Genomic DNA, 23457 nt, shown 5'->3' with positions numbered 1-23457 from the left:
TCGTTGGTCGAAGAACATGCGCGGGCGGGCCGCCCGGCGGGCACAGCACTCACCACAATGCCACCTCGGTAAGGTTGCCCGCGCGGAAGTTTTTCCCATAAACCCTATCGACCAGGATCGGAGCGCGACGTGCAGCACATCCACGCCGGAAAGGTGCGCGACCTCTACGAGGACGGCGACACGCTGCTGCTCGTGGCATCGGACCGGGTGTCGGTTTATGACGTGGTGCTGCCGACACCGATCCCGGACAAGGGCGCGCTGCTGACCCAGCTGTCGAACTGGTGGTTCGAGTACTTCACCGACGTGCCCAACCACGTGGTCTCGGCGACCGATGTGCCCGCGGAATTCGCCGGTCGCGGCATTCGGGTCAAGCCGCTGAAGATGCTGCAGGTCGAATGCATCGCGCGCGGCTACCTGACCGGATCGGGGCTCAAGGAGTACGAGCAAACCGGCACCGTCTCCGGTATCGCATTGCCGCCGGGGCTGCGCGATGGCGACAAACTGCCCGAACCGATTTTCACCCCGTCCAGCAAGGCATCCGAGGGGCACGACGAGCCCATCACCTTCGCGGATGTGGTGAACCAGGAGGGGCGCGAGGTCGCCGAGCAATTGCGCGATCTGACCTTGCGGATCTACGCCCGAGGTGCCGCGCACGCCGCCGAGCGCGGTGTCATCGTCGCCGACACCAAGGTCGAATTCGGTTGGGACGGTGACACTCTCACCCTGGGCGACGAGGTGCTGACCTCGGATTCCTCGCGCTTCTGGCCCGCCGCCGAATGGGAGCCCGGCCGCCCCCAGCGCTCCTTCGACAAGCAGTTCGTCCGCGACTGGTCCACCTCCACCGGCTGGAACAAGGAGTACCCGGGCCCGGAGATCCCCGCGGACATCGTCGAAGCCACCCGCCAGAAGTACATGGAAGCCTACGAACTGATTACCGGGCAGACCTGGGGCGGCGCGCCGCGCTGAGGTTCGGCGTGCCTGTGCTGACCCGCCGGGCCGCGTATTCGCTAGCCACCGGGGACCCCGTCTCGGGACCGAGCAACCTTGTGCGCGGTGCCTAATTGCCGCACAGGGGGGTCCTGAGCGTCGGGAGACCCGGCGCTGGGCGCAGGTGCCAGGCAGGCACTCGGTGCACAGGACCGGTCAGGTGAGGTGTTCAGCTAACCGGTCGAGGTAGGGGCGTTGGCCGTTTCCGAGCTTTTCGTGGGCGGTGGGCAGGTCGAACCAGGCGGCGCGGTCGATTTCCGGGAAGGTGGCCATGCGGCCGGATTTGGGCGGCCACTCCATATCGAAGGTGCCGGGCACCACCTCGGCCGGATCCAGGTCGGCCTCGACGGCCCAGACGGTGAGGTTCTTGGTGGATTTGCCACTGCCGTAACGAACCTCGCCGAGCGGCACCCGCTCGCCCTCGGGCACCGGTAGGCCGAGTTCCTCGGTGAACTCGCGGGCGGCGGCATCCTCTGGGCTCTCCTGTTCCGGCTCGTATTCGCCCTTCGGAATCGACCAGGCGCCCGCATCCTTACGCGCCCAGAACGGTCCACCCATATGCCCGATCAGGACCTCGACTCCACCGGAACTCCGACGGAACAACAGAATCCCAGCACTGAATTTCCCTGCCACACCAAGCAGTCTGCCGCCTACCGCGACCGGGCGCGCACCCGACACGGTCGCACAACCCGGTCGCCGCTGAATCCAGTCGCGGCCGTTATGCGCGCCGCGCTAGGTCGACAAGTGGCTGATGTCGATTCCGCCTTCGCCCACGGCGTCTGTGCGCGTCGCGTTGGCTCGCTGCTCGAACTTCGGCATCGCGTCACACATCTCGGCCGCCGCTCGACCGCTGATCGAGGTGATGGCGAAGAGGGCGGGGGTGGTGGCGTCAGGGCTGATGATGGTGGAGGTGGGCGGCGCGGAGGGTCAGGTAGTCGCGTTCGGGGGTGCTGGTGGTGCGGTGGGCGGCCGCGGTGTAGTGGGTGATGGCGGCGGAGAAATCGCCTGCCATTTCGTGTAGGTGGCCGCGGACGGCGTCGAGGCGGTGGTTGTCCGATAGTTGGTCTTCGAGGGTGTCGGCGAGTTCGAGGCCTGCGGCGGGGCCGTGGACCATGGCGGTGGCGACGGCGCGGTTGAGGGTCACCATCGGGTTCTTCGAGATGCGCTCGATCATGTTGTACAGCGACAGGATTCGTGTCCAGTCGGTGTCCTCGGCACGCCGGGCCTGTGCGTGCAGCACCGCGATCGCGGCTTGGATTTGGTAGGGGCCGGTGAGGCCCGATGCGAGGGTGCCGGTCGTCAGCGTGGTGCCCTCGGTGATCAGCGCGCGATCCCACAGCGCGCGGTTCTGCTCGGCGAGCGGAATCAGCTCACCGTGCGGCCCGGTGCGCGCGGCCCGGCGGGAGTCGGTGAGCAGCATGAGCGCGAGCAGCCCGGTCACCTCGGTGTCGTCGGGCAGCAGCCGGTGCACGGATCTGGTCAGACGGATCGCCTCGCCGGACAGATCCGTCCGTTGCAGGTCGGGCCCCGAGGTGCTGGTGTGCCCCTCGTTGAAGATCAGATACAGCACGTGCAGTACCGAACCCAGCCGCTCGTGCCATTGCGCGTCACCGGGCCGGGCGAACGGCCGGTCGAGGGTGGCCAGCTTCTTCTTGGCACGCGTGATCCGCTGCGCCATGGTCGCTTCCGGTAGCAGGAAGGCGTTGGCGATCTCCGCCGTGCCGAGTCCGCCGACCGCGCGCAATGTCAGCGCGATGGCACTCGCGGACGACAGTGCCGGATGGCAGCAGAGGAAGAACATGGCCAGCGTGTCATCCCGATCGATGGCCTCGGCGTCGGGCACATCGCGTTCGAAAACCGTTGTCTCCCTGCGTCGCCTAGCCACTTCGGCGCGCACCGTATCGGCCATCCGGCGTTGTGCGACCTGGATCAGCCACCCGCGCGGATTGTCCGGCAGACCGTCGGCGGGCCATTGGGTCGTCGCCGCGAGCATGGCTTCCTGCAGCGCATCCTCGGCGGTGTCGAAATCACCGAACCGGCGCACCAAGGTGCCGAGGACCTGCGGCGCGAGTTCGCGCAACAGGTCCTCGATGCCCGCGGGCAATGTCGTACTCATCGCGGACTATTGGTCGGTCGCCGGAACACCCATCACCGCGCGCACCTCGATGCGCTCACCGATCGGCTGCCCGCCCGGCCCCGGCGCCGCCGACGCCTGCGCCGCGATCTGCAGCGCGCGCTCCGGACTGTCCACATCGACGATCCAATATCCGGCGAGGAATTCCTTGGTCTCCGGAAACGGCCCGTCGGTGATCACCGGCGCCGACCGCCCGTCCGAACTGACCAACCGCGCGTCTTCCGGTCCGGCCAGTCCCTGGGCGTCGACCAGCTCACCGTTCTTGGCCAGCTCCGCACCCAGCGCCCGCTGGAAATCCAGATGTGCCTGGATCTCTTCCGGGGTCCACTCGGTGATCGGGGTGTCACAGTTGGCGGCGGGTCCGTAGGTCTTGAGCAGCATGTACTTCATATCCGGTCTCCATGGCGTTGGGTGCGCCCATCCGACGCGTTCGCGATGAGGTCGGAGCCCGTCGCGTCGAGTCGACACATTCTCGAATAGCTCGCCGTGATCCGCATCACAAGGGCGTCGCGGGATCGGCGAGCCGGTCCGGATCGACCTGCTGGCCGATCAGCTCCTTGATCCGGTCGGTGACATCCCAGATGTTCACGTTCATTCCCGCCAGTACCCGGTTGTCGGCGTCGAGCCAGAACGCGACGAACTCGCGCTCGGCCTCATCACCGCGCACCACCACCCGCGCGTACTCGCCGGGCGCGGCGTAGCCGGTGTACTCCATGCCCAGGTCGTATTGGTCGGTGAAGAAGTAGGGCAGCCGCTCGTAGGACGCGGACTTGCCGAGCATGGTCCGAGCCGCGACGGCGGGCTGGTTGAGCGCATTGGCCCAGTGCTCCACTCGAATCGGGCGGCCGAGCACCGGATGCTGCTCCTCGGCGATATCGCCGACCGCGACGATATCCGGGTCGCTGGTGGCCAGGCCGGCATCGACGAGCACGCCGCCGTTGGTCGCGAGCCCGGCGTCCGCGGCCAGCTCGATATTTGGACGTGCGCCGATCGCGACCAGCACCGCGTCCCCCTCGATGACGGTGCCATCGGCGAGCCGGACGCCGGTCGCCAGATCCGTCTCCGCGTCACGAGTGGTGATCTCGCTGACCTGCGCGCCGAATCGGAAGTCGACGCCGTGGTCGCGATGCAGCTGCGCGAAGACCCGGGCCATTTCCGGCCCGAGCGCCGCCAGCAGCGGCAATTCGGCGGACTCGACAATGGTGACCTCGACCTGGGCGGCGCGCGCGGCCGAGGCCACCTCGAGCCCGATCCAGCCCGCCCCGATGATGACGAGGCGGTGCGCGGTGCCGAACAGCTCGATCAGGGTGTCGGAATCGCCGATGGTGCGCAGGGTGTAGACGCCGCGGGCGTCCATACCGGGAATCGGCAGCCGACGTGGTGTCGAACCGGTCGCGAGCGCGAGCTTGTCGTAGCCGAGCGTCGAACCATCCGGCAGCGTCACGGTTTTCGCGGTCCGATCGATCGCGCCGACCTCCGTGCCCAACCGCACGTCGATGTGGTGATCGCGGTACCACTGGCCCGGATCCACGGTGAATTCCTCGAGCGATTTCTTGCCCGCCAGATGTTCCTTGGACAGCGGTGGACGCTCGTAGGGCAGATAGTCCTCTGCGCTGATCAGCGTCACGGCTCCGGCGAAATCGTTGTCGCGCAGTGCCTCTGCCAGTTTGGCCGCGGCCAGACCGCCACCGACGATGACGAAACGCTGATCAGAGGTCATTGCGGACTCCTTGTCGGGAGGGAACCGGATGCCTGTGTGTCAACCCTACTGGGACCCGACGCCGCCTTTCGGGAAATCGGTGACCGGCGGGAACGAATCACGCGGTTTCGTGGTTGGCCACGGGTAGCGGTGTGCCGAGCCCACCGCGCTAACTGCATGCGATGGAGAGGAACAGGTCATGAGCGAGACGACCACCAAGAATGTCGCCGATTTCTGGTTCGACCCACTGTGCCCATGGTGTTGGATCACCTCCCGCTGGATCCTGGAGGTCGAGCAGGTCCGCGATATCGAGGCCCGCTTCCACGTGATGAGCCTGTCGGTGCTCAACGAGGGCAAGGAGGGGCTGCCACCGCAGTACGAGGAGCTGCTCGCCACCGGCTGGGGTCCGGTCCGGGTCGCGATCGCCGCCGCGCAGGCGCACGGTGACAAGGTGTTGTCGCCGCTGTACACGGCCATGGGCACCCGCATCCACAACCGGCGCGAGGAGTACACGCGCGATTCCCGCAAGGAGACCCTCGCCGCGGTGATCGCGGATGCGCTCGCCGAGGTCGGCCTGCCCGCCGAACTCGCCGCGGCCGCCGAGAGCACCGAATACGACGAGGCGCTGCGCAAGAGCCATCACCAGGGCATGGACAAGGTCGGACCCGATGTCGGCACGCCGACCATCCACATCAACGGCACGGCGTTCTTCGGTCCGGTGCTGTCGCGGATCCCGCGCGGCGAGGAGGCCGGGAAGCTGTGGGATGCCGCGGTCACCCTGGCCGACTACCCGCATTTCTTCGAGCTGAAGCGGACCAGGACCGAGGATCCCGCCTTCGACTGAGTGCGCTGCGCTACGGCACGGGTTTCGGCGGCAGCGCCGGAACCTCGCCGTAGCTGCTCGGATATGGACCGGCCGGGGGCGCACCGGCCGGTCGGTTCGGCCGCCAGAACAGACGGCCGTGCCTGCTGCGGTCGCGCAGTGCCCACATCCGCCAGGTCAGCACCGGATGCGAGGCCATGGCATTGATGACCCAGACGAAGAAGCCCTTCTCGGCCGCGGCCCGGTCGGCCATCTCGTCGAAGCCGACCAGTTTGTTCAGGTATTTGCCGGCGGCCAGGGTGCCCATGGCGGCCGGTGCACCCACGTGCCGGTTGCAGTAGCCATGGTTGTCGGCGGTGTACTCCTGGGACCGGATCAGCGAGCTGCCGATGATCGGCAGCGACGGCGCGACGAACATGCCGAGCTGACGCCAGTACGAGGTATGCCCGGCCGCGATATGCCCGACCTCGTGACCGATGATGAAGGCGAGCGCGTCGGGTTCGCGTGCGGCGCCGCCGATTTCGAACAGATCGCTGTAGACCGCGACGTAGCGCCGGAACCCGTGCCCGGAGGCGAAGGCATTGATCTGGCCATTGCCGAGCACCACGTAGGCGTCGGGGACCTTGGCCAACCCGAAGCGCGCCGCCGCATCGACCACCAGCTGATAGCCCTCCGGGAACTGCGTCGGTGACATCTTGACGCCGTTGACCCGCTGGGCCGCATAACCCATACCGCGCAGGAACCAGACCACGATCGGCGCGAAGACCAGGATCGCCACGTACGGACTCGGCAGCTTCCCATCCAGGATGAGGTCGACGAACACCAGCACTGCCAGCAGCAACGCGATCGTGGTGATCACGCATACGACCACGAGCAGCGGAATCTCCCACGGATGCCGCGCGGGCATCCCGTACGGCGACAGACCGCGCGGCTGACGCTGGGGCGGTGTCCCGGGCGGTACCGGGACCACTCCGTGGGGACCTTGGGTGTACGGCGCCGGACCGTAGTGGGGGGTCGGGTACGGCAACCCGGGGTAGGGCTGGGGTGTCGATTGGTATTGGGGCGTTGACGGGTATTGAGGCATCGACGGGTACTGGGGCGAATCCTGCTGGGCGGAAACATGCCCGTTCGATGTGGCGGTCGCGTCCTGAGCCTGCGCCCACCCGCCCAATGCGGGATAGGGGTCGGCGGGTCGGCCCGCCTGCTGGGGCGGCGTGGATTCGGGCGGCTGCATACGGAGAACTCTATTCATTTGCCGGAGACGACGTTCGAAGCCGTTGTCGCGCGGTCGGTGCCGGTGGCCGCGAACACGGGTGGCATACCTGTCGATTCGCCGGGGCCGCTACCGGTGTTGATCCCGCTGGCGCGGCGACGCGTGTCCCCCTCGCGGCACGGTCGAACACGCCTGACACAATCGCAGCCATGCGCGTATACCTGGGTGCCGACCATGCCGGTTTCGAACTGAAGAATCACGTCAAGGCCCATCTGGAGCAGGCGGGCCACGAGGTCGTCGACTGCGGCGCCCTCGAGTACGACGCGCTCGACGACTACCCCGCCTTCTGCATCGAGGCGGCCCGCCGCACCGTCGCCGATCCGGGCAGCCTCGGCCTGGTCTTCGGCGGCAGCGGCAATGGCGAGCAGATCGCCGCGAACAAGGTGCCCGGCGCCCGCTGCGCCCTGGCCTGGAGCGTAGAGACCGCCCAGCTGGCCCGTGAGCACAACAATGCCCAGCTGATCGGCATCGGCGGCCGCATGCATTCCACCGAGGAGGCGCTGGCGATCGTGGACGCGTTCATCGCGACCAAGTGGTCCGAGGAACCGCGCCACCAGCGCCGCATCGACATCCTGGCCGAGTACGAGAAGACCGGTGTGCCCCCGGCTGTGCCGGCCTACTGAGCGCGTAATCCGCCGTCTCGCAAGGCGACCCGGTGTCCCGGGTCGTCGCGGCGGCGGAACAGAGAGGATGCCGGGCTCGGATGCCTGAGGGTCATACGCTGCACCGACTGGCGCGACTGCATCAACGGCGCTTCGCCGGGGGAGTGGTGCGCGTGTCCAGTCCACAGGGCAAGTTCGCCGCCGGTGCCGCCCGGGTCGACGGGCAGGTGCTCATGCGAGCCGAGGCGTACGGCAAACATCTACTGCATCACTACGAGTCGGGTTTGATCGTGCACGTGCACCTCGGCCTGTACGGGGTGTTCACCGAGGTGCCGTTGCCGATGGGGGAACCGGTCGGGCAGGTGCGGATGCGGATCGTCGGCGACGCGTCGGCCGATGATCGCCTGTACGGCACCGATCTACGCGGCCCGACCGCCTGTGAGGTGTACACCCGCGCGGAACTGACGGCGCTGACCGATCGGCTCGGCCCGGACCCGCTGCGGCGCGGCGCCGATCCCGAACGGGCGTGGCGGCGCATTCACCGCTCGCGCCGGCCGATCGGCGCACTGCTGATGGACCAGCAGGTGCTCGCCGGTGTCGGCAATGTGTACCGCGCGGAACTGCTGTTCCGGCACGGCATTTCGCCGCACCGTCCGGGCACGTCGCTGAGCGCCGGGGAGTGGGACGCGATGTGGACCGATCTGGTCGCGCTGATGCGGGTGGGGGTGCGGGTCGGCAAGATGGTCGTCGTCCGCCCCGAACACGACCACGGCGAACCGTCCTATGCGGCCGATCGTCCACGCACCTACGTCTACCGCCGCCCCGGCGCCCCGTGCCGCATCTGCGGCACCCCCATCGCCCACAGCGTGCTGGAGGGCCGAAACCTGTTCTGGTGCCCCAGCTGCCAAGCCAGCTGATCGACTACAAGGCCCGCTGGTCACCTCATCGGTGACCAGCGGGCCTCTGTGAGCGAGCCGCGTAATAGCGGATCAGCCGGCGACTGCTTTGATTTCGGGTTTATCGGTTTCGGCAAGGGCGAAGCGGCGACCGCCAGCGGTCTTCGCCGCATACATCGCGCGATCGGCCTTCCGTAGCAGATCGGTGAAATCGCAGGATTCGCCCGCCGGCGAGTAGGCGGTGCCGACACTGGCCGAGACCGGTACCGGACCGGCCGTCGACCACACCGGATCACGCAGCGCGGCCACGATGCGGTGCGCGATATCGCCGAGGGTGTTGTGGTTCGGGTTGGTGGCGAGGACGAATTCGTCACCGCCATAACGGCAGATGACGGTCTCCGGCGGACAGATCTCGCGCAGCCTGCGGGCCAGTTCGACGAGCACCTCGTCGCCGACGGCATGGCCGTAGTTGTCGTTGATCTGCTTGAACCGGTCCAGATCGATCAGCAGCAGGCCGACGCCGCGGTTCGGGTCGGCCGCCATCAGCCGCACCTTGTCCTGTAGCAGCGTGCGGTTGGCGAGGTCGGTGAGCGCGTCGTGGGTGGCCTCGTGCCGCAGCCGATGCTGCAATGCGGCGATCTCCTGCACCCGTAGCGACACCGCCGCCGAAATGTGCTGTTCCTGTTGGGCCAGTGCCCGTTCCTGCAGCGCCTGGGCATAGCTGTCGATGGCCTGGCTGGCGACCAGCGGCCAGCGCGTGGCGACCAGCGACCCGGGCGCCCCCGCCGGGAAGCCGAGCAGCCAGCGGGTGGCCTGGGCCAGCATTCTGGTCCGCTCGAACGGCGCCTCGACCAGCCGCGCCCCCAACATCCGTGCCTCGGGCACCGGAAAGGGCTCGGATCTGGCCAGTTTCAATAGCCGCTCGATGATCTCGGCTAGAACCGGTTGCAACTGTTCTGGTGACGCGTGTGATCCCGGTTCCGCGCAGACCGCACGCGCCCACGCGCTGGCCATCTGCGCTACGGGTGGTTCGATATCCGCGGACATCGCACTCACCCGCCACGGGTGATGTCGGTACCTGCCGGGTGCCCTGTTCCCACGCAGGTGCCGGTTTCACCCCGATCGTTCCCACTGCTACGCGGTTGTGTCCACCTCGCTCGGTGCACGCTCACCGCCCCCTTTCCAGATACCCCCGTCCGGCAAAAAGGATCCTAGCAAGCCACTCGGCACCGAAAAATGCTGTTTTACAACGAGTTCTCGGTCCCTCGCGAATGGCGATCGGGTATGTCATCGTTGTCGCGCCTCCGGTGTTACACATGAATTCTGTTCGCCGGAAAGTCGCGGACCGACACGCCGACGGCGCGCCGGAGTGGGTGAGGCTACCGGCCCGTTCGTGTCTCGGCGAGAACGTTTCAGGGGTCCGAAGCGCTCGGCAATAGCGATGGGCTATTGTCGATGTCCGGGTCGTGGCCCCTTGCCCGGCAACTGTTCACAGTGGTTCGGTGGGGGCGGATTAGCGTTTCCGGCGCCGTATTCGGTACAGTCGGTGCGCACACGACATCGTGGCGATCCCATCGATGTCGTATGCCTGCGGGTGTAGTTCAATGGTAGAACCTCAGCCTTCCAAGCTGATGGTGCGGGTTCGATTCCCGTCACCCGCTCCACACAGGATTCATCCTCGTCGGCGCCCTCTTACGCCGCGAGGTCACGGGGTGTAGCGCAGCTTGGTAGCGCATCCGCTTTGGGAGCGGAGGGTCGCAGGTTCAAATCCTGTCACCCCGACTGAAACGACAGGGAGGGTCGGGGCGGGATAGGGTGGGCCTGAATTCACCCGGTTCTCTTGCTTCGAGCATCATCGCCGGTTCGAAGTTGTTCGAGAGGGGAGCTCACATGCCAGCGCCGTTGGAGGACCGGGTTACCAACCTGGAGACGCTCGTGGCTGCATTGACGATCCAGCAGGCAGAAGCGAAGGCGAAGGCTGGTTCGCCGACCGACCTCGCCGCGTTGGGTGCGAAGGTGGCGCGCAACCATGACGCGGTTATCGAGGAGATCGGCAGTCTCAGGGCTGAAATCAATGACCGGTTCGCTGCCGTTGACGATCGGTTCTCTGCTGTTGATGACCGGTTCTCTGCTGTTGATGATCGGCTGTCTGCTGTTGATGATCGGCTGTCTGCTGTTGATGATCGGCTGTCTGCTGTTGACGACCGGCTCTCGGTAATCGATGATCGACTGTCTGCTGTCGATGACCGGCTCTCTGCAATGGATGACCAGTTCTCTGATGTCGGTGGGAAGTTGGATCGCATCCTGGCGGCCCTGGGTGTCGATCAGCACGGTGCGTAACCGTCCGCACGATCTGCCCGGCAGCATCGAAGCGTTGGTCGGTGGCCGCGGAAGTGTTGCCGGATAGCCTGCTGTGGTGATGCGGCGCGGTAGCTGAGGTCGGCGGGATCGGGCCGGAAGGTTCAGATCGTTGCCCAGCTGTGGTGAATCTGTCGGCTTGCTGTGAGTCACCGGTCCCGGCCGAATCTGTGCGGCATCGGAGCATGGGGTGCGGCATATTGTGTAGCCGTGCCCGACCGCGACGCGTCACCGGCCGCGAGCGTGCTGGTCGTCGACGATGAGCCGAATATTCTCGACCTGCTCTCCGCCGCGCTGCGGATGAGCGGATTCGACGTGCACACCGCGGCCAGCGGGCTCGAGGCACTGGCCGCGGCGGCGCAGCGGCCACCGGACATCGTGGTGCTGGATGTGATGCTGCCGGATCTGGACGGCTATGCGGTGGCACGGCGGCTGCGGGAGTCCGGCAATCAGGTGCCGGTGCTGTTCTTGACGTCGCGAGATGCGGTCGAGGACCGGATCGCCGGACTGACCGCCGGTGGCGACGACTATGTGAGCAAACCGTTCAGTCTCGAGGAGGTCGTGCTGCGGTTGCGTGCGATTCTGCGTCGCACCCAGGGCGAGGAGTCCGACGGCCGGGTGCTCAGATACGCGGATCTGGAGCTGGATGTCGATGCGCATACCGCACACCGTGCGGGCGAAGAGATCTGGTTGTCGGCCACCGAATTCAGCTTGCTGCGGTATCTGGTCGTCAATGCGGAGAAGGTGGTCAGCAAGCAGCAGATCATCGATCGGGTGTGGAGTGCGGACAGCGGGCGCGACAGCCGGGTCGTCGAGACCTTCATCAGCCAGCTCCGGCGCAAGGTCGATGCCCGGAATCCGCCGCTGATCCACACGATTCGCGGTGTCGGCTACACCGTGCGGCTGGGCGGCGCGCGCTCGTGAGGGCCGGTCGGATCCGGGATCGGCGGCGCCTGACATTGCGCACTCGGCTGCTGCTGGTCCTGGTCGCGATCGCCGGGATCGGGATGGCGGCGTTCGGGCTGCTCAGCATCGCGATGTTGGATCGTGCGCTACTCGATCGGGTGGACGAGCAGCTGAATCATGTTGCCAGCGATATGACCTCGACCAAGCGACCACCACCGCCGCCACCGTCGGGCGCGCCGGAGTTCGAGCAGTTGCCCTCGGACTTTCGGCTCATGTTCTTCGATGTCGCGGGGCAGCCGATCGGCAGGCTCGGTGCGCCGGTCGAGTTGAGCACGGTACCGGCATTGCCGTCGATGGACGCGGCCTCGGTGCGCGCCAGAGCGAATACCGCTTTCACGGTCGGCGACCAGAACAGCGATATCCGGTGGCGGGTGCGCACGGTCGTGCAGCCAGCGACCGAATGGCAGCCCAACGGCGGCACCGTCGCGATCGCGATGTCGCTGGCGACCACCGAGGCGACCACCGGCAAACTCCGCACCATCGAACTGGTGGCGGGCGCGACGCTGCTGATCGCCATCTCGGTTATCGCGGCGGTGCTGGTCCGGCTCGGCCTGCGGCCGCTGACCAGGATCGAGCACACGGCCGAGGCGATCGCGGCCGGAGATCTGGATCGCCGTGTCGCACAGACCGATCCGCATACCGAGGTGGGCCGACTCGGCGGCGCATTCAATGTAATGGTCACCCGGTTGTCCTCGGCGCTGCGCCAACTCGCCGATTCCGAGCGGCGGATGCGGGCCTTCGTCGCCGATGCCTCCCATGAACTGCGCACCCCACTCACTTCGGTGCGCGGGTACGCCGAGCTGTATCGGCGCGGCGGCGCGCAGGACGAGGCGGGTGTGCGGGAGATGATGCGCCGCATCGAGGGCGAGGCGATCCGGATGGGCCTGCTCGTCGACGATCTGCTGCTGCTCGCCAAGTTCGATCAGGAACGCGCATTGGATCTGGCGGAGGTCGACCTGGCAGCGCTCGCGGCGGATGTGGTGCGCGATGCGGCAACGCGGGCGCCGGACCGGGATATCGGACTCGAGAGTCCGGATGCGCCGGTTCGGGTGGTCGGTGACGAGCACCGATTGCGGCAGGTCGTGACGAATCTGGTCAATAATGCGTTGGTACACACGCCAGCCGAGGCCTCGGTCACCGTGACCGTCGGGATCCGAGCCGCGAATGCGCTGGTCGATCCGGTGGCCGCCGAGGCGGGCGCGGCACCGCCCGAGACATCCGAATTCGCCGTGCTCGATGTCCATGACGACGGCCCCGGCATTGCACCGGAGAACGCGCCGCGCATCTTCGACCGCTTCTACCGCGCGGCCGAATCGCGTTCGCGCACGGGTGGTTCGGGGCTCGGACTCGCCATCGCCGACGCGATCCTCGGTGCGCACGGTGCCCGGATCCAGCTGCTGCGCACGCCCGGCGCGGGCACCACGTTCCGAATCCTCTTCGGTGCCATCTGAATCGTCGTGGACATGCCCATCCGTTCCCTGCGACAGTGGGAGATCGGGGCTCGATCGCCCGAGGAAAAGAGGGCTGCCATGGGCAGCGCAGATTTCGTCGAAACCGTGCTCGTCATCGGCCGGGCGTTGGATATGTTGCAAAAGGTGCTGTGGCTGATCATTCTGCGCAGATGAGGCCCGTCGGTGGAGCGGCGCGGGTAGGTTAAGTTAATGACCGTTCTGGAGCTGTGTCCCGGAGGAGACTCATGTCCTTGACCCTCGCCCAGCGCGCGACGCTCAGCCTGATCTGCGATACCTTCGCGCCGGGGGACGGGGCGGAGCTGCCGTCCGCATCACGGCTCGGCGCCGTCGACGCGGTCGAGCAGTTGCTGGCCCGCAATCCGAGTGCGGCGCAGCGCCGCGCCTTCGAAACCCTGCTGCGCGTGTGGAATTCCCGGACGTTCGGGGTATTGATCGGGGCCGGGCCGCGCAGGTTCGGCGATCTCACGCAGGCCGACCGCGAGCAGGCATTGCGGCGGCTCGGGAGTTCTCGGTTGGCCCGCAAGCGCGCGGTCTTCCAGGCACTCAAAGGTGCGGCCTTGACGGCGTACTACGCGACGCCCGGGGCGACGGGTACCAATCCGGCGTGGCAGCAGATGGGATTTCCGGGTCCGTTCGGCGCGCTGCCCGATGCGCCCCGGCCCGCCTTGACTCCGCTGCGTCCGATCGGCGAGACGTCGCTCGACTGCGATGTGGTGGTCGTCGGGTCCGGTGCGGGCGGTGGCACCGCGGCGGCGGTGCTCGCGGCGGCCGGACTGGACGTCGTGGTCGTCGAACGCGGCGGATACTACGATGACGCTGATTTCGGGACCGGCGAGCTCACCGGACTGCTGAATCTGTACTCCCCGGGCCCGGCGACCACTCAGGAGGGACAGCTCGGCCTCGTCGCGGGATCGTGTCTCGGCGGCGGCACGGTGGTCAACTGGACCACCTCCTTCCGTACGCCCGACGATGTGCGCGAGGAATGGGCGAGCCTGGGCGCCAAGCAATTCGCGGCCGATGAATTCACCGAGGCACTGGATGCGGTCCAGGCGCGAGTCGGGGTCAACGGCGAGCACTCCATAGCCTCCGGCCGCGATACCGTCCTGGAACGCGGTTTGCGCGAACTGGATTGGCATGTCGATGCGATGCCGCGCAATGTGCGCGGCTGTGATGCCGGAATCGAATGCGGTCGCTGTGGTTTCGGCTGCCGGATCGGCGCGAAGCAGTCGGTGACCAAGACCTGGCTAGCCGATGCCGTCGAGCACGGCGCGCGGCTGCTGATCAATACCGAGGTCCGCACCATCACGCTGCGCGATGGCAGGGCCAGCGGCGTCGCGGCCGTGACGCCGGAAGGCGATTCGGTCACCATCCGGGCCCGCGCGGTGGTCGTCGCGGCGGGCGCGATCCACACCCCGGCGCTACTGCGCCGCTCCGGGATATCCGGCCAGAATATCGGCCGCTACCTGCGACTGCATCCCGCCACCGCGGTCTTCGGCACCTTCGACGAGGAGATCCGTCCCTGGGAGGGCGGCCTGCAGACGCGCTATTCCACCCAGCACCGGGACCTCGACGGCCACGGTTACGGCGTGATCTATGAGACCGGGCCGCTGACTCCGGGCATGACGGTCGGCTTCCTCAACTGGACCAGTGCGGCCCAGCATCGCGCGATCATGCACAATCTCGCGCATACCGTCGCCGTCGGTGTCATCACCCGAGATCGCGACCACGGCACGGTATCCATCGACCGCGCGGGCGACGCGGTGGTCCGCTATCGCCTGTCCGGATACGACCAGGCCCATACGCACGCCGGAATCGAAGGCGCGGCAACGATCCTCGAGGCAGCAGGGGCGCGCCGGATCTTCTCCGGACATCAGTCCGGCCCGGTTTACGAACCCGGTATCGAGGGCTCCCACGACACCTTCGTCGCTGAATGTCTGCGCGCCGGTTACGGTCCCGGCCGCTGTGCGATGGGTGCGCTGCACATCATGGGCTCGGCCCGCATGGGCGGCTCACGCGCCGATTCGGCCACCGACCCGGACGGCGTGGTCTGGGACATGCCGAACGTCGTTGTCGCCGATGGCTCCTGCTTCCCCACCGCCTCCGGGGTGAACCCCATGCTGACCATCGAGGCCATCGCCCACATGAACGCCGCCAGATTGGCAACCCGCCTGACCTGAGCACGCCTATCCCACCGGATTCCGAGCTGACGCATACCGCGTGAGCGCCTCGCAGAGGCTGCACGTCCTGTGCGAAGACGTCACGCGGTATGCGCCAGCTCCGAGTTAGTCGGCGATGAGGTGATCGAGGGAGCGGCCGGTGGCCGGGGCGGTGCCGCGTTCGCGTTGGCGGCGGATGATGTACCGGCCGGGGGCGATTGCGCTGGCGCCGTGTTCGGGGTGGATGAGGTAGGCCACGACGTGGGTGTCGAGCATGCCGAGGGCCAGGTTGGCGGTGTCGCGGACATCGGAGGTCCAGCGGCAGCTGCCGGGGTCGGCGACCAGGCTGAGCGGATTGCCGCCAGCGCCGCTGCGCAGCAGTTCCAGTCCGGTGGTCGGGATTTCGCGCCAACGCGCGAAAGGCCCTTCGGTGACGGCGTTTCGGACGAGCGCGTACGGAATGACGAGGAGATCGCCTTGGGCCTGGATGCCGTCGGTGATCGGGATGGTCATTTCGAGTTCGAGATGGTCGAGGACCTCGAAACCGGTGCGGGCGGTGAGGTCGGCGAGGGTCGAGTTCATGGGAATCGAGTTCATGGGAATCACCTTGGGGAGAGTTAGGTTCGGCGGACGAGCTGGGCGTAGTGGTCGCCGCTGAGTCCGTAGGTCCATCCGGCGGCGGACAGCGGGTCATCGATCCACTCCGGCACATTGAGTCCGTAGCGGCGGCGATGGCCGTCGCGTTCGAGCGAGCCGTTCACCGCGAGCAGCACCCGCAGTGGCCTGCCCCATTCGGAGGGGGCGTCGTAGAGGCGCAGCGTGGCACCGGGATTGCCCGGATCATCTCGTTCGGCAATGAGTTCCAGCTCGGCACGGTCGACATAGACATCCCAGCCGAGCCGTTCGATCGCGCAGCGGCGCACCTCGATATTGCGTTCGCCGCGAATGCGTTCCGGCGTCGGATCGAGCACCACCCAGTCCGGGACGACCGCGCCGTGCTGGATGTAGACGTGGCTGCCGTCGGCGAAGCCGATCGCGGGCAGGTCCGGGTGGTGCAGCCGGCGCTCATTGTGGCGAGCATTGGGCGTCGGCTCGGTGTGGACAACGGTCGGTCGTTCGGCCATGACGCATACCGGACCCAGTGACCACCACCAGCCGGTGGCACGGGTGAGCGCGACCTGGATGTCGAGCAATCTCAGGTCATCGCCGCGGAATGCGGCCAGCTCGGCCTGCCGGATCGCATCGTAATAGCCGACACGGTAGGCGTCCTGCTGGCCGTACCAGGCGATGCCGAGCACATCGCGCGCAGTGTCCGGCAATAGCGTGCGAATGGCCGCCGCCACACCGTCGGACAATGAGGTGCGCAGCGAATCCTGAACGGCCAGCGCGAGAATCGGCTCGACGGGTACCCCGGCTCGGACCGCTTCCTCCGGCGATAAGGTCCACATCGCTTCCCGCTGTGCCGTATTCATCCATGGTGGTTGACCGCGTCGCAACCGCCGGTCCATGCGATGCCGGGACGCGGATAACAGCGTCGCGATCCGACCCGATGGCGGCAGTTGATCGTTCAGCCGCGGCTGCCATGCTCCGGGATCGAGACCCATGGCCATCGCGACCGCGGGCGCCGCGACCGGCGACCGAACCCATACGAATTCGGGCGGCGACGCGCCGACCAGCCGATACAGCTCGGATACGGCCGCTTCCGCGGTGGGTCGATCGGAAGGTTCGGCGCGCAAACCGTGCTCCAACCACTCGTCGCGCAGCAGACATGCCGACGCAACGCGTTCTGGGGCAAAGATTTTGCGACCGAGCAGGGAAGTGCGGCGACGAGCCGCTCGAGAAGTAGCCACGGCGCTCACCCGATGGTGGCGACGTCGGCCTTTCCGCTAGTCATGGTCACCGATGGTGGCAGGTATGCGGCATTCCCGCAAGGGCCGAGATGATCACCGGTTCCGCGGATATCCGCCGTGAACAGGCGCGCACCTCACGAGACCGGCCGCACCGCGGCGGTCCACGAGGGCAAAAAGCTCAATGTCCCAACACTTCTCGCGATATTCGAGCAGATCATCGCGAACAATCTAGCGGGCGGCTGGCGCAAGCTGAAGCGCGAAAGCTGAAGCCGGGCACCGGCCGCCGTTCGGACGGCCGGTGCGGCGATGTGCGGCTAGTAGCCGATGGTGAAGCGGCGCTGAATGAATCGCGGCAGCTCGACCTCGTCGAGCAGGGCGACGGCGGCGTCCTCGATCGAGATGCGGCTGTGGCCATCGGTATCGCGGACCGGCTGGTCGCCGCCGATCCGGTACCGGCCGGTGCGTTCGCCGGGGCCGATCAGTTCGGCCGGGCTGAGGTAGGTCCAGAGCCGGTTCGAGGTGCGCAGGACATCGAGGGCAGCGCGATGGCCGCGCACCGCCGCGGCATACTCGCGGGGTAGGCCCAGGTCGTCGAGGGTGTCGGTGAGGCGCTGGTCGTCATCGGCGGTCACGCGGCCCGGCTCGTACTCCAGGCTGCCCGCGCCGCCGACCACGATCAGCCGGGTACGCGGATGGGTGTCGAGCGCGCTCAGGAGTGAGCGGGCCGCGCTCGCGTAGACCGTCGGGTCCTCGATCGACCGGGCGACGGTGTCATTGAAATCCGTTGCGGCATTTCCCGGTTGGTAGCAGCTGATGAGGACGTCCATGCCGGGCAGTGCCGCGGCGATGGCCGCGCTGTCGAAGATGTCGAGGCTCTGCCAGGTGACATTCAGCTGTTTGTCTGCGATTCGACTCGCGTCCCTGGTGAACGCGGTGACGTGGTGGCCGCGGGCGACGGCCTCGGTGCGTACCCGCTGGCCGATATTGCCGGTGGCGCCGACGATTCCGATGAACATGGCTCTCCTCGATGTGATTGGTACAGCGTGTAGAAACTATACGGCGTGAAGTATTTGTGCAATGTTAAGTTTTCTCACGCCGTTGTAGAGTTGAGTCCGTGGGCACTGCGACGCCGAGTAGGCGGGAGTTACGACGCTCCGAGACGACTGCGGAGATCAAGCAGGTCGCGCTCCGATTGATGGCCGAGGGCGGGCCGGGCGCTATCACGTTGCGGGCGATCGCCCGCGAAATGGGTATGACCGCCAATGCGGTCTACAGCTACTTCCCGACCCGCGACGACCTGGTCACCGCGCTGATCAACGATGTCTACTCCGACCTCGCCGATGCGGTCGAAGCCGCCCGCGACGCTTGCCCCGCGAGCGACGCCGCCGGCCGAATCCTTGCGTGGGCCTGCGCATTTCGCGATTGGTCCCTGGCGAACTCGCCCGGCTTCCGCCTCATCTACGGCGATCCGGTCCCCAACTACCAGCCCCCGGAAGGCGGCGCGGCCCCCGACGCGGAGCACCGCGTCTGCGCTGGCCTCACCGGTCTGGCCGCCGGCGCCTGGCCCCACGCCGAAAAGCTCTACGCCGACAACGGTTTCGAGTGGTCGGACTTCGACCCAAAACTCGTCAGCGAGGTAAAAACGGAGTTCCCCGGCCTCCCCCCAGCCGCAGTAGCCATCGCCCTACGCATCTGGGGCCACCTCCACGGCCTGGTCTCCCTGGAAATCCTTGGCCACCTGAGCTCCCAAACCACCGCCCCCGCCAAGCTCTACCGCAACGAAATCCGCCACCTGATCCGCTCCCTCGGCCTCACCCCACCCACCCCCTAATCCCCGCCCAACCTCACTTGGACGAGCGATCACCATGCACTCATCCAGGCAAACGTCGAGAGTGCACCTGCATAAGCGCATTCTCGGCGGATGGGCGGACTCTTGACCGGCTGTGCGATCTCCGCGACGAGCGTGCCGAAGTCAGGCCGTGATATCCGGAGGCCCGCAGCCGCATCGGATCCGGTGCGGCTGCGGCCATGGCGGCGGCCACGGCATCGTGGTCGAGCTGGGCTCGGCGGTTTCGTCCCGGCGTCAGAGTCGTGGATCGACCGGCTCGGACTCGAGCGCTAGGACCGCGAACACGGCCTCGTGCACGCGCCAGAGCGGTTCACCCGCGACGAAACGGTCGAGTGCCTCCAGCCCCAATGCATACTCCCGCAGTGCCATCGAGCGCTTGCGGCCCAGGCCGCGGGTGCGTAGTCGGCGCAAGTTGTTGTCGCGCAGGTACTCCGGTCCGTAGATGATCCGAAGATATTCGGGGCCGCGGCATTTCACGCCCGGCTGAATCAGCCGGTCGCCGTCGCCGCGGATCATCGCGTCGTACGGCTTCACCACCATGCCCTCGCCGCCCGCCGTGGTCAGTTCGGTCCACCAAGAAGTGGCGGCGGCCTCGCTGCCCGGATCGGTCAGATCGACGACCATCCGGCCGGTCGGGGTGAACAGCCCGGTGTCGGCAGCGACCAGGCGGTCGATGTGCGACAGGTGCCAATCATGGTCGCGCACTGCGTAATTGATGCCGGAACCGGCCAGAATCTGGAACGGTGCGATCCGGATCCCGGCCAGGCCGTCGACCGGCCAGCAGTAGCGCCCATAGGCGGCGGTGAAGGCCGCCGCATCGGTTTTGCGTGCGCCGGTGCGGTCCGCGAGCTCGGTGACATCCAGGCCGCGTGCCTTGACGGCGGCCAGCAGATCGGTCGCCGTATCGAGTGCGGCGCGCGCCGCCGCGCCGACGGCCGCGTACTGATTGCGCAGCAGGCCAACGGCTTTGGCCGACCACGGCATCAACTCGGTATCCAGCAGCAGCCAATCGGTGTTCAGTTCCGTGAACAGGCCCGCCGATTCGGCTGCGATACGCACCCGCGCGAGCAGTTCCTCGGTCTGCGCCCTGTCATCGAAGAACGGGCGGCCGGTGCGGGTGTAGAGCGCACCGGTACTGCCGTCGTCGACGCCGAACCGGTCGGCCGCGGTCTGTGCCGACCGTGTCACCAGCACGATTGCGCGCGAACCCATGTGCTTCTCCTCGCACACCACGCGCCGCACGCTCTCGGACCGGTAATAGTCGAAGGCCTCGGCGGGATGTTCGAGGTAGCCGTCCAGCTGGGTGGTCGCACACGGTGCCATGGTCGGCGGCAGGTACACCAGCCACCGCGGATCGATCGCGAACCGGCTCATCACCTCCAATGCGGCCCCGGCATTCTCCTCCTGCACGCCCACGCGGCCGTGCTGGCGAGTTTCCACCACCCGGCGGCCCATGACATCGTCCAGGTCGAGCACGCCCGGATCGCGGTGCACGACGCCGCCGGGCGTCGCGATGGTGGTGGCCGCCAGTGGCCGCACCGGCTCGTACCAAACCCGCTCGGCCGGAACCGAAACCGGCACGCGCTCGGGATAGCGCAAGGCCGAGAGCTTGCCGCCGAAGACAACGCCCGTATCCAGGCACAGGGTGTTGTTCACCCAGCGCAGGTCGGTCACCGGCGTGTGCCCGTACAGCACAGTGGCGCGACCGCGATAGTCCTCGGCCCACGGATAGCGCACCGGAAGGCCGTATTCGTCGGTCTCCCCGGTGGATTCGCCGTACATGGCAAAGGCGCGAACCCGCCCGGACGCGCGCCCGTGGTACTCCTCCTTCAGCCCGGCATGCGCGACCACCAACCGGCCGCCGTCGAGTACGTAGTGGCTGATCAGACCGCGGCAGAAGTCCAGCGCCGCCTTGCGGAAGTCCTCGTCCTCGGCCTCCAACTGGCCCAGCGACTCCGCGAGCCCGTGCGCGATGCGCACCTTCTTGCCATCGAGCGCGCGCACCAGCTTGTTCTCATGATTTCCGGTGACGCACAGCGCCGTTCCCGCGCACACCATGCCCATGACGAGTCGCAGCACACCAGGGGTATCCGGCCCACGGTCGACCAGATCGCCGACGAATACCGCGGTGCGCCCCGCTGGGTGACTCGCGCCGACCGCACGGCCCGCATCGTCGCGCGCCAGCTGGTAGCCGAGTTCGCCGAGCAGCGTTTCCAATTCGGCGCGGCAGCCGTGCACATCGCCGATCACATCGAACGGTCCGGTGAGGTCACGCCTGTCGTTCCAACCCTTTTCGTCGACAATGGTCGCGGACTCGATCTCCTCGACGCCGCGCAGTATGTACACCTTCCGGAAGCCCTCGCGTTCCAGCCCGCGCAGCCCTCGGCGCAGTTCGCGCTGTTGCCGGGTGAGCACGTGTCGGGCCAGGTGTGACCGGTCGGGACGTAGCGCATTGCGTTCGAAGCACACGTCATCCGCGACGTCGAGCACGATCGCCACCGGCAGCACATCGTGCGCCCGCGCCACCGCGATCAGTTCCTGACGCGCCTTGGGCTGCACATTGGTGGCATCGATAACGGTGCGCAGTCCGCGCCGCAGCCGGATACCGGCGATGTGGTGCAGCAGTGCGAAGGCATCCGGCGTCGCCGACTGATCGTTCTCGTCATCGCTGACGACGCCGCGACAGGCGTCCGACGACACGATCGCGGTGTGCCGAAAGTGCTTGTGCGCGAAGGTCGATTTCCCGGAACCCGTGCTGCCGATCAGCACGACGAGGGAGAGCTCCGGGACCGCTAGTTCGGTCATCACGCCGCTCCTCTCGTACTGCCGTCGGCTGTTGCGGCCTTGGTGAACACGGCCAGCTGCGTGGGCGGGCCGAATTCGGGATGCTCGACACCGACGGGCACGAAGCGCACCGCGTACCCGTACCGTTCGGCTACGCGGAACGCCCAGTCGGCGAATTCCGCACGGGTCCATTCGAACCGGTGATCGGAGTGCCGGAACTTGCCCGCCGGAAGCGTCTCGTACACCATGTTGTGCTCCACGTTCGGCGTCGTCACGATGACCGAACCCGGTGCGGCCGAGCCGAATACGGCGTATTCGACAGCAGCCAACCGCGGCTCGTCGATATGTTCGACGACCTCCATCAACACCGCCGCGTCATATCCGCGCAGCCGCGCATCGGTATAGGTCAACGCCCCTTGGAGCAATGTCAACCGCCGCGCCACCCGCTCGGGCATCCGATCCAGCCGCAACCGCCGCTTGGTGATATTCAGTGCCCGCATCGATACGTCCACACCGACTATCTCGATAAAAGCCTTGTCCGCCAGCAATTCTCGCAACAGCGCCCCCTCACCGCAGCCGAGATCGAGCACCCGGTGTGCCCCGACCTCGCGGAGCACGTCCACAACCGCGGCCCGTCGCATCACCGCAAGCGACGGCGTACGCTCATCGCCCTCGGTCGCGTCGTCCGCTACCGCCACAGCCTCCGTCGACGCGGGTTGTGCCGTCACATCATTGCCCACCTCGTCGGACAAGATCGTGTCGTCCGCCGCGTCGAATCCCTCCTCGACCGCGTCGAGTTCCTCCGGCTCCGCATCGTCGACCTCGGCGAGCCGCGCCAGCGCGGTGCGCACCAGCGACTGGCGTCGAGCCAGGTAGCGCCGGGTGATCCAGGCGCGTTCCGGATGTTCGGCGAGCCAGCCGGCACCCGCGCGGATGAGCTTGTCGACCTCGTCGGCGGCCAGCCAGTAATGCTTGGCGCCGTCGAGCACCGGCAGTAGGACGTACAGGTGCGCGAGTGCGCCGGCCAGGCGGATGGTGCCGGTGAGTTCCAGTCGCACGTAATGCGAATCGCCCCATTCCGGGAAGGCCGGATCGAGGGGGAGTGGTTCGGCGATCACGGTCCAGCCCAGCGGCGCGAAGACCCGCTCGGCCGCTTCCGGTCCGCCCTTGCACGGCACCGCGGGCAAGGCGATCCGCAGCGGCAGTGCGGTACGCGCCAATTCGGTTCGCTGATCGCAGCGTCCGTGCAGCGCGGTGCGGAATACCGCGCCGAGTGCGACCGATAGCAGTGACGACGCCGCGTACGGCCGGTCGTTGACGTACTGGCCGAGGCTGAAATCCGGTGTGCTGCGGGAACGCCCGCGCACCAACCGAATCGGATCGATCTCCAACAGCAGTGCGGCCGTGCATCGCGCGGCGGTTGCCTCCGGATACACGACATGCGCGGTGCCGTAGGACTGCTCGAACGCCTGCACCCGGTCGGGATTCTTGTGCAGCAAGAAGCCTAGATCGGTCGCGGGCCACGCCGCGTCCTCCGGCGGTGTGCAGGTGATCGTCAACAGCATCTTGCGATCGTCGCCGAGCCGCGCACCGCACGCAAGGAGGTTT

Annotated in this window: 21 protein-coding genes and 2 tRNA genes; 12 read left to right on the top strand and 11 right to left on the bottom strand. The window is 67.3% G+C overall.

Going from position 1 to position 23457, the window contains the following annotated elements; genetic code table 11:
* Positions 1–129: 129 nt before the first annotated feature.
* Positions 130–966 (top strand): phosphoribosylaminoimidazolesuccinocarboxamide synthase, encoded by an 837-nt coding sequence (locus ACQP0C_RS33090; protein WP_433726414.1) that lies wholly within the window; start codon positions 130–132, stop codon positions 964–966.
* Between the two features lie 177 nt (positions 967–1143).
* Here the strand turns inward: ACQP0C_RS33090 and ACQP0C_RS33085 are convergent, their stop codons facing one another.
* From ACQP0C_RS33085 to ACQP0C_RS33070, 4 genes are all read right to left on the bottom strand, one after another.
* Positions 1144–1620, bottom strand: coding sequence for an NUDIX domain-containing protein (locus tag ACQP0C_RS33085; RefSeq protein WP_433726412.1), 477 nt, complete (start codon positions 1618–1620; stop codon positions 1144–1146).
* Between the two features lie 256 nt (positions 1621–1876).
* Positions 1877–3103, bottom strand: a complete 1227-nt coding sequence (locus ACQP0C_RS33080) for an RNA polymerase sigma factor (protein WP_433726410.1) — start codon at positions 3101–3103, stop codon at positions 1877–1879.
* Between the two features lie 6 nt (positions 3104–3109).
* Positions 3110–3511, bottom strand: coding sequence for a YciI family protein (locus ACQP0C_RS33075; protein ID WP_433726408.1), 402 nt, complete (start codon positions 3509–3511; stop codon positions 3110–3112).
* 106 nt (positions 3512–3617) lie between these two features.
* Positions 3618–4841: an NAD(P)/FAD-dependent oxidoreductase gene (locus ACQP0C_RS33070; protein ID WP_433726406.1), complete on the bottom strand. Its 1224-nt coding sequence runs from the start codon at positions 4839–4841 to the stop codon at positions 3618–3620.
* Positions 4842–5019: 178 nt separating this feature from the next.
* On the opposite strand from ACQP0C_RS33070, the gene ACQP0C_RS33065 reads away from it, so the two are divergent.
* Positions 5020–5664, top strand: a complete 645-nt coding sequence (locus ACQP0C_RS33065) for a mycothiol-dependent nitroreductase Rv2466c family protein (protein WP_433726404.1) — start codon at positions 5020–5022, stop codon at positions 5662–5664.
* A 10-nt stretch (positions 5665–5674) separates the two neighbouring features.
* Here the strand turns inward: ACQP0C_RS33065 and ACQP0C_RS33060 are convergent, their stop codons facing one another.
* Positions 5675–6727: a M48 family metallopeptidase gene (locus ACQP0C_RS33060; RefSeq protein WP_433734723.1), complete on the bottom strand. Its 1053-nt coding sequence runs from the start codon at positions 6725–6727 to the stop codon at positions 5675–5677.
* A 338-nt stretch (positions 6728–7065) separates the two neighbouring features.
* On the opposite strand from ACQP0C_RS33060, the gene ACQP0C_RS33055 reads away from it, so the two are divergent.
* Both ACQP0C_RS33055 and ACQP0C_RS33050 read left to right on the top strand, forming a co-directional pair.
* Entirely contained in the window at positions 7066–7539 is a 474-nt protein-coding gene (locus tag ACQP0C_RS33055) for a ribose-5-phosphate isomerase (RefSeq protein ID WP_433726402.1), read from the top strand.
* Positions 7540–7619: 80 nt separating this feature from the next.
* A complete protein-coding gene (locus ACQP0C_RS33050) occupies positions 7620–8435 on the top strand; it encodes an Fpg/Nei family DNA glycosylase (protein ID WP_433726400.1) in 816 nt (271 codons plus the stop codon).
* 72 nt (positions 8436–8507) lie between these two features.
* Here the strand turns inward: ACQP0C_RS33050 and ACQP0C_RS33045 are convergent, their stop codons facing one another.
* Positions 8508–9461 (bottom strand): GGDEF domain-containing protein, encoded by a 954-nt coding sequence (locus tag ACQP0C_RS33045; RefSeq protein ID WP_433726398.1) that lies wholly within the window; start codon positions 9459–9461, stop codon positions 8508–8510.
* Positions 9462–10004: 543 nt separating this feature from the next.
* On the opposite strand from ACQP0C_RS33045, the gene ACQP0C_RS33040 reads away from it, so the two are divergent.
* From ACQP0C_RS33040 to ACQP0C_RS33015, 6 genes are all read left to right on the top strand, one after another.
* Positions 10005–10078, top strand: a tRNA-Gly gene (locus tag ACQP0C_RS33040).
* A gap of 44 nt (positions 10079–10122) precedes the next feature.
* Positions 10123–10196, top strand: a tRNA-Pro gene (locus ACQP0C_RS33035).
* Positions 10197–10304: 108 nt separating this feature from the next.
* Positions 10305–10754 carry a hypothetical protein gene (locus ACQP0C_RS33030; protein ID WP_433726396.1) on the top strand — a complete coding sequence of 150 codons (450 nt, stop codon included), beginning with the start codon at positions 10305–10307 and terminating at the stop codon, positions 10752–10754.
* Positions 10755–10982: 228 nt separating this feature from the next.
* Positions 10983–11696, top strand: coding sequence for a response regulator transcription factor (locus tag ACQP0C_RS33025; RefSeq protein WP_433726394.1), 714 nt, complete (start codon positions 10983–10985; stop codon positions 11694–11696).
* A complete protein-coding gene (locus ACQP0C_RS33020) occupies positions 11693–13189 on the top strand; it encodes a sensor histidine kinase (RefSeq protein WP_433726392.1) in 1497 nt (498 codons plus the stop codon). Before ACQP0C_RS33025 ends, ACQP0C_RS33020 begins: the two co-directional genes overlap by 4 nt.
* A gap of 245 nt (positions 13190–13434) precedes the next feature.
* Positions 13435–15387 carry an FAD-dependent oxidoreductase gene (locus tag ACQP0C_RS33015; protein WP_433726390.1) on the top strand — a complete coding sequence of 651 codons (1953 nt, stop codon included), beginning with the start codon at positions 13435–13437 and terminating at the stop codon, positions 15385–15387.
* Between the two features lie 105 nt (positions 15388–15492).
* On the opposite strand, the gene ACQP0C_RS33010 is transcribed toward ACQP0C_RS33015, so the two are convergent.
* Together ACQP0C_RS33010 and ACQP0C_RS33005 are read right to left on the bottom strand one after the other, a co-directional pair.
* On the bottom strand, positions 15493–15963 hold the full coding sequence (locus tag ACQP0C_RS33010) for a hypothetical protein (protein WP_433726388.1): 471 nt from the start codon (positions 15961–15963) through the stop codon (positions 15493–15495).
* Positions 15964–15983: 20 nt separating this feature from the next.
* Entirely contained in the window at positions 15984–17216 is a 1233-nt protein-coding gene (locus ACQP0C_RS33005; RefSeq protein ID WP_433726386.1) for a DUF6745 domain-containing protein, read from the bottom strand.
* 117 nt (positions 17217–17333) lie between these two features.
* Between ACQP0C_RS33005 and ACQP0C_RS33000 the strand changes: the two genes are divergently transcribed.
* The gene (locus ACQP0C_RS33000; protein WP_433726384.1) at positions 17334–17483 is read left to right on the top strand and encodes a hypothetical protein; all 150 of its coding nucleotides are present in this window, start codon (positions 17334–17336) and stop codon (positions 17481–17483) included.
* A gap of 47 nt (positions 17484–17530) precedes the next feature.
* On the opposite strand, the gene ACQP0C_RS32995 is transcribed toward ACQP0C_RS33000, so the two are convergent.
* Complete coding sequence (locus ACQP0C_RS32995) at positions 17531–18232, bottom strand: NAD(P)-dependent oxidoreductase (RefSeq protein ID WP_433726382.1); 702 nt, start codon at positions 18230–18232, stop codon at positions 17531–17533.
* A 98-nt stretch (positions 18233–18330) separates the two neighbouring features.
* Between ACQP0C_RS32995 and ACQP0C_RS32990 the strand changes: the two genes are divergently transcribed.
* A complete protein-coding gene (locus ACQP0C_RS32990) occupies positions 18331–19047 on the top strand; it encodes a TetR/AcrR family transcriptional regulator (RefSeq protein WP_433726380.1) in 717 nt (238 codons plus the stop codon).
* A 252-nt stretch (positions 19048–19299) separates the two neighbouring features.
* Here ACQP0C_RS32990 and ACQP0C_RS32985 read toward each other — a convergent pair whose 3' ends face one another.
* Positions 19300–21870: a polynucleotide kinase-phosphatase gene (locus ACQP0C_RS32985; RefSeq protein ID WP_433726378.1), complete on the bottom strand. Its 2571-nt coding sequence runs from the start codon at positions 21868–21870 to the stop codon at positions 19300–19302.
* Positions 21870–23414 (bottom strand): 3' terminal RNA ribose 2'-O-methyltransferase Hen1, encoded by a 1545-nt coding sequence (locus ACQP0C_RS32980; protein ID WP_433726376.1) that lies wholly within the window; start codon positions 23412–23414, stop codon positions 21870–21872. The genes ACQP0C_RS32985 and ACQP0C_RS32980 overlap by 1 nt, the downstream gene beginning before the upstream one ends.
* Positions 23415–23457 lie beyond the last annotated feature (43 nt).

The organism is Nocardia sp. CA-129566, assembly GCF_050956075.1.
Classification (GTDB): domain Bacteria; phylum Actinomycetota; class Actinomycetes; order Mycobacteriales; family Mycobacteriaceae; genus Nocardia.
Note: the sequence above shows the minus strand (reverse complement) of the source record. Positions and strands in the feature narration are given on the sequence as shown.

Excerpts from the sequence above, each read along its gene's own strand:
- ACQP0C_RS33080 (WP_433726410.1), bottom strand. The coding sequence starts at position 3,103 with ATGAGTACGACATTGCCCGCGGGCATCGAGGACCTGTTGCGCGAACTC.
- ACQP0C_RS33075 (WP_433726408.1), bottom strand. The coding sequence starts at position 3,511 with ATGAAGTACATGCTGCTCAAGACCTACGGACCCGCCGCCAACTGTGAC.
- ACQP0C_RS33070 (WP_433726406.1), bottom strand. The coding sequence starts at position 4,841 with ATGACCTCTGATCAGCGTTTCGTCATCGTCGGTGGCGGTCTGGCCGCG.
- ACQP0C_RS33065 (WP_433726404.1), top strand. The coding sequence starts at position 5,020 with ATGAGCGAGACGACCACCAAGAATGTCGCCGATTTCTGGTTCGACCCA.
- ACQP0C_RS33060 (WP_433734723.1), bottom strand. The coding sequence starts at position 6,727 with ATGCCTCAATACCCGTCAACGCCCCAATACCAATCGACACCCCAGCCC.
- ACQP0C_RS33055 (WP_433726402.1), top strand. The coding sequence starts at position 7,066 with ATGCGCGTATACCTGGGTGCCGACCATGCCGGTTTCGAACTGAAGAAT.
- ACQP0C_RS33050 (WP_433726400.1), top strand. The coding sequence starts at position 7,620 with ATGCCTGAGGGTCATACGCTGCACCGACTGGCGCGACTGCATCAACGG.
- ACQP0C_RS33045 (WP_433726398.1), bottom strand. The coding sequence starts at position 9,461 with ATGTCCGCGGATATCGAACCACCCGTAGCGCAGATGGCCAGCGCGTGG.
- ACQP0C_RS33030 (WP_433726396.1), top strand. The coding sequence starts at position 10,305 with ATGCCAGCGCCGTTGGAGGACCGGGTTACCAACCTGGAGACGCTCGTG.
- ACQP0C_RS33015 (WP_433726390.1), top strand. The coding sequence starts at position 13,435 with ATGTCCTTGACCCTCGCCCAGCGCGCGACGCTCAGCCTGATCTGCGAT.
- ACQP0C_RS33010 (WP_433726388.1), bottom strand. The coding sequence starts at position 15,963 with ATGAACTCGATTCCCATGAACTCGACCCTCGCCGACCTCACCGCCCGC.
- ACQP0C_RS32995 (WP_433726382.1), bottom strand. The coding sequence starts at position 18,232 with ATGTTCATCGGAATCGTCGGCGCCACCGGCAATATCGGCCAGCGGGTA.
- ACQP0C_RS32985 (WP_433726378.1), bottom strand. The coding sequence starts at position 21,870 with ATGACCGAACTAGCGGTCCCGGAGCTCTCCCTCGTCGTGCTGATCGGC.
- ACQP0C_RS32980 (WP_433726376.1), bottom strand. The coding sequence starts at position 23,414 with ATGCTGTTGACGATCACCTGCACACCGCCGGAGGACGCGGCGTGGCCC.